Source organism: Stenotrophomonas sp. STEN021 (assembly GCF_056760175.1).
In genome coordinates, this window is the sequence record NZ_JBRREH010000145.1 from 1 (window position 1) to 4893 (window position 4893).

The following is a 4893-nucleotide window of genomic DNA, read 5'->3' on the forward strand; positions in this document are numbered from 1 at the left end:
GCAACTGAGGTGTCAGATACAAAAATGCCTGCAATCGCAGGCATTTTTCTTGCAGACAAGACATCTGCTTCGCGGCTCACGCCGCTCCCACAAACGGTTGGCTGACGCGGCTTTTGTAGGAGCGGCGTAAGCCGCGAAGCCGGTGTCGCGTCCGTAAACGAAGATGCCTGCAATTGCAGGCATCTGTGTATCTGAGTCTTCACTTGCTTCGCGGCTTACGCCGCTCCTACAAGAGCTGGTCTTCCAGCTGCTGCAGGCGCTCGGGGGTGCCTACGTCGGTCCAGCGGCCCTGGTGATGCTGGCCACTGATGCTGTTGCTGGCCATCGCCGCGCGCAGCAAGGGCGCCAGCTTGAAGCGCGGTGGGATTTCCGTGCTGCCGTCTGCATTGCCAATCACGTTCCGCCAGTCCTGCAGCAGCTGCGGTCGGTACACGCCGATGCCGGCGAAGGTCAGGCGCGCTTGTTCGCCGTTGTCGTGCAGCAGGCCGTCGGCATCCAGAATGAAATCGCCGCGAGGATGGTGCCCGGGATTGTCGACCATCAGCAGATGCGCATTGCCCTTTGGTTCCAGCGGCAGGCTGGCGAAATCGAAGTCGCTCCAGATATCGCCATTGACCGCCAGGAACGGCGCATCGCCCAGCAGCGGCAGCGCGTTGTGCATGCCGCCACCGGTTTCCAGCGGCACCGGGCCTTCGTACAGATAATGCAGGCGCAGGTTCCAGCGGCTGCCATCGCCCAACTGCTCGGGGAACTGCGTGGCCAGCCAGCTGGTGTTGACCACCACGTCGCTCACGCCCAGTGCGGACAGGCGCTGCAGGTGCCATTCGATCAGTGGCGTACCGGCCACGGGCAACAGCGGCTTGGGCGTGCGGTCGGTGAGCGGACGCATGCGCTCACCCAGCCCGGCGGCAAAGATCAGCGCCTTCATGCAGCGGCCTTGGCAGCGATCGCCGGCTTGAATCGACGTTCGAACAGCTCCAGCAGTGGCGCCAATTCCGGATAACGCGGCAGCACTTCATCCAGGTAGCGGATGAAACGCGGTGCGTCCTCGAAGTAATGCCCCTTGCCGTCGCGATCACGCAGGCGCACGAAGATGCCGAGGATTTTCAGGTGACGCTGCACGCCCATCCAGTCGGCATCGCGCAGGAACTGCGGCCACGGCCGTACCGGCAGGCCTGCGACCAGCGCCTGTGCGTGGTAGCGCGCAAGCCAGGCGTCCACTTTTTCCAGCGGCCAGCTCAGGAAGGCATCCTTGAACAGGCTGGCCGGATCGTAGGCAATTGGTCCGCTGACCAGATCCTGGAAGTCCAGCACCGCCGGACCGCCATCGACCGGCATCAGGTTGCGTGGCATGAAATCGCGATGCGTCAGTACCTGCGGTTGGTTCAATGCGTTGTCCATCAGGCGCCGTTGCACCAGCTGCAGCTGCTCGCTTTCGCCGCAATCCAAGGCAAGGCCCAAGTGGCGTTGCACGAACCATTCTTCAAACAGGCCGGCATCACGCTGCAGCAGCGCCTCGCCGAACGCGCCCATGCCCTCGGGTACCGGGATCGACTGCAGCCGGATCAGCTGGGTGAAGCTGGCATCAAACCACGCATCGGCATTGTCGTCGTTGATGAAACGCGCAAGTGTCGGCCCGCCAAGGTCTTCCAGCAGCAGGAAGCCGTTGTCGACATCGCGCGCCAGCACCTGCGGCACGCGTACGTTGTTGGGCTCCAGCAGGTCGTGCATGCGCAGCCATGGCCGCACATCTTCCAGCCCTGGCGGCGAGTCCATCACGATGTGGCTGCCGCGCCTGCTGGTGCTGCGCCAATAGCTGCGGAAGCCGGCATCGACCGATGCGCGTTCGAGGGTGGTTGCGGGGTCGCCGAGTGCGGCGGCTGCCCACTGCAGGCGTTGTTCGGCGCGCAGCGGATCGGAAGCGGGATCGTTCATGGACACTACAAGTGAAGCGGCGCCCGCAGGCGCCGTTGGTGGGGAATCAGCGCTTGCCGCCGCTGATCAGGCGCAACAGCGCAAGCAGGGCGATCGCGCCAATGATGGAGCCAACGAAGCCGGCTGGCTGACCCGCCGAATACCAGCCCATCTCACGGCCGAACCAACCGGCAAATACCGCACCGGCAACGCCGAGCACGATGGTCAGCAGGCAGCCCATGCGGTTGTTGCCGGGCATGAAGAAGCGCCCAAGCAGGCCAACGAAGAAGCCGATCAGGATGATGTACAGCCAGCTGTCGCTGCCAAACAGTCCGCTCATGTTCTTGTCCGTGCCTAAGAAAAACGCAGCCTAGCAAGGCCAGGCTGCGTTCGTCATCAAACCATCAACATCCGACCAACAGCGTCGGACCGATCAGCAGCAGCCGTGGCCGCCGTGACGGGTGCCGCTGTCGGCGGCAACCGGCGAACCGCTGGTCTCACCGCGCAGGCTGGCCGCGTGGTGGTCGAACAGCACCTTGGACACGCAGGAGGTGACGCGCTTGCCCATCGGGATGTGCAGGAACTCGTTCGGGCCATGGGCGTTGGAATGCGGGCCCAGCACGCCGGTGATCATGAACTGCGCACCCGGGAACTTCTCACCCAGCATGCCCATGAACGGGATCGAGCCGCCTTCGCCCATGTACATCGCCGGCTTGCCGAAGAAGGCCTGGCTGGCGGCATCGATGGACTGCTCCAGCCACGACGCCATGGCCGGTGCGTTCCAGCCGGTGGAGGCCTTTTCCAGGTCAAGGCTGACGTGGGCGCCGTTCGGCGGATCACGCAGCAGGGCTTCCTTCAGCAGCTCGCCGCAGACCTTGCCATTGGCGGTCGGCGGCAGGCGCAGCGACAGCTTCACCGAGGTTTCCGGGCGCAGCACGTTGCCGGCCGATTCCAGCGGCGGCATGCCGCCGATGCCGGTCACCGACAGGGCCGGGCGCCAAGTGCGGTTGAGTACCAGTTCGGTCAGTTCATCGCTCATCGGCTTGAGGCCGTCGACCAGCGGGAACTTGTCGAAGATGGCGGTATCGACGACATCGGCAGCGCGCTTGGCCTGCTCCAGGCGCTCCGCCGGCACTTCCACGTGCAGGCCGTCGAGCAGGATGCGGCCGGTGTTCTCGTCCTCGATGCGCGACAGCAGCTGGCGCAGCAGGCGGAAGCTGGACGGCACCACGCCGGAGGCGTCACCGGAGTGCACGCCCTCGTTGAGCACCTTGACGGTGAAGTTGCCGCCGGTCAGGCCGCGCAGCGAGGTGGTGCACCACAGCTGGTCGTAGTTGGCGCAGCCCGAATCCAGGCAGACCACCAACGAGGGCTGGCCGATGCGTTCGGCCAGATGGTCGACGTAGGCCGGCAGATCGTAGGAGCCGGACTCTTCGCAGGCTTCGATCAGGATCACGCAGCGGGCGTGCGGCAGGCCTTGTTCCTGCAGCGCCAACACTGCGGCCAGCGAACCGAAGATGGCATAGCCATCATCCGCGCCGCCACGGCCGTACAGCTTGTCGCCGCGCAGCACCGGAATCCACGGGCCCAGGTCCTCATCCCAACCGGTCATTTCCGGCTGCTTGTCCAGGTGGCCATAGAGCAGCACGGTGTCGTCGCCGGTTTCCGGGCCGGTGGCCGGGATTTCCAAGAACAGCAGCGGGGTGCGGCCTTCCAGACGAACGACCTCGACCTGCAGGCCGGGGATGGTCTGCGCCTTGGCCCAGCTCTCCATCAGAGTTACGGCCTGTTCCATGTAGCCGTTGGCGACCCAGTTGGCGTCGAACATCGGCGACTTGTTGGGAATGCGGATGTAATCGACCAATTGCGGGACGATGTCGTTGTCCCACTTGTCGCTGAGAAATTGGCCGATCTTGGCGCTGTCCATCTGGATCTCCGGTAGCAATGTCAGGTGTAACCATTCTACGCCGCTCCCTGGTAGAGGGGGCTGGCGGCGGTTTCATCAGTGAATTTTTGTAGGACTTTTCCTACAAGGGCCCGGGTGGTTGGCTGGCTGTTCGCCCGACGTGCTCCGGATATTCTGTGTTCATGTGGCGCGGGACACTGATTCGACCGGCGGGATAGCCAGCCAATCAGCCAACAAGCCACAAGGAGTACAGCGATGAAGCTTTTTACCGTAACGCTGCAGTCTCTGATTCTCGCATTGTTGTTGACCCTTACGGCGCACGCCAAGGACAAGGTCGACATCAATACCGCCTCCGCGGCGGAGCTGAATCAGGTGTTGGTGAATGTCGGCCCTTCCAAGGCGCAGGCAATCGTCGAACACAGACAGGCCAACGGGCCCTTCAAAAGTGTCGAGGAACTGGCGCTGGTGAAAGGAATCGGATTGAAGACGGTCGAACGGAATCGTGACCTGATCGAGGCGCGGGCTGGAACTGCCCCCGCCAAGAAAGCTACCGGGACGGTAGCTGCGCAGCCGGTTGAAAGGCGCTGAGCGGAAGGAATCGAATAGTGACCCGCCTGGATGGCGGATCACCAGGAACCCAACAAGGGCAGGACGCTGGGGGCTGGCAGGATGCCAACAAGGATGTGAGATCGTCCGGTGTTGCACAGTGACGTGCAGCCGGGCGATTTTTCTGTCTGTGCTCTTTGGAAACGGCAAGGCCCGGGGAAACCCGGGCCTTGCTGGTTTTTGGGCGTTGGACCGGAAATCAGGATGGGCGATTCCGGATCCGTAAGAACCTTGATTCGAGCTTTTCGGCTCCGCTGCCCGGCTGCTGCCGGGGCTGTGGTTGTTTGTGGGAGCAGCGTCAGCCGCGAAGCTGATACAAAATCAGATCGCCCAACTGCCAATTGCGTCAGTACCACCAGCTTCGCGGCTCACGCCGCTCCCACAAAAGCGGGTCCTTGCGCTGTCTATTTGGCCTGGTTGATTCAGCTGCGAAACCGTATCGCGGTTGACTGCCCCGGTTTCGGGCC

5 protein-coding genes are annotated in these 4893 nt (G+C 63.3%); 1 reads left to right on the forward strand and 4 read right to left on the reverse strand.

The window, feature by feature from the left end; all coding sequences use genetic code 11:
* Nucleotides 1-226: 226 nt before the first annotated feature.
* The 4 genes from murU to ACVOL0_RS20015 form a co-directional block, all read right to left on the reverse strand.
* On the reverse strand, nt 227-928 hold the full coding sequence (gene murU / locus ACVOL0_RS20000) for an N-acetylmuramate alpha-1-phosphate uridylyltransferase MurU (RefSeq protein WP_481550569.1): 702 nt from the start codon (nt 926-928) through the stop codon (nt 227-229).
* Nucleotides 925-1935 carry an aminoglycoside phosphotransferase family protein gene (locus ACVOL0_RS20005; RefSeq protein ID WP_481550570.1) on the reverse strand — a complete coding sequence of 337 codons (1011 nt, stop codon included), beginning with the start codon at nt 1933-1935 and terminating at the stop codon, nt 925-927. The genes murU and ACVOL0_RS20005 overlap by 4 nt, the downstream gene beginning before the upstream one ends.
* 46 nt (nt 1936-1981) lie before the next feature.
* A complete protein-coding gene (locus tag ACVOL0_RS20010; protein WP_313493161.1) occupies nt 1982-2254 on the reverse strand; it encodes a GlsB/YeaQ/YmgE family stress response membrane protein in 273 nt (90 codons plus the stop codon).
* A 93-nt stretch (nt 2255-2347) separates the two neighbouring features.
* Entirely contained in the window at nt 2348-3841 is a 1494-nt protein-coding gene (locus tag ACVOL0_RS20015) for a M20 family metallopeptidase (protein ID WP_481550571.1), read from the reverse strand.
* Between the two features lie 234 nt (nt 3842-4075).
* Between ACVOL0_RS20015 and ACVOL0_RS20020 the strand changes: the two genes are divergently transcribed.
* Nucleotides 4076-4408 (forward strand): ComEA family DNA-binding protein, encoded by a 333-nt coding sequence (locus tag ACVOL0_RS20020; RefSeq protein WP_481550572.1) that lies wholly within the window; start codon nt 4076-4078, stop codon nt 4406-4408.
* The last annotated feature ends 485 nt before the right edge of the window (nt 4409-4893 follow it).

Excerpts from the sequence above, each read along its gene's own strand:
- murU (WP_481550569.1), bottom strand. The coding sequence starts at position 928 with ATGAAGGCGCTGATCTTTGCCGCCGGGCTGGGTGAGCGCATGCGTCCG.
- ACVOL0_RS20005 (WP_481550570.1), bottom strand. The coding sequence starts at position 1,935 with ATGAACGATCCCGCTTCCGATCCGCTGCGCGCCGAACAACGCCTGCAG.
- ACVOL0_RS20010 (WP_313493161.1), bottom strand. The coding sequence starts at position 2,254 with ATGAGCGGACTGTTTGGCAGCGACAGCTGGCTGTACATCATCCTGATC.
- ACVOL0_RS20015 (WP_481550571.1), bottom strand. The coding sequence starts at position 3,841 with ATGGACAGCGCCAAGATCGGCCAATTTCTCAGCGACAAGTGGGACAAC.
- ACVOL0_RS20020 (WP_481550572.1), top strand. The coding sequence starts at position 4,076 with ATGAAGCTTTTTACCGTAACGCTGCAGTCTCTGATTCTCGCATTGTTG.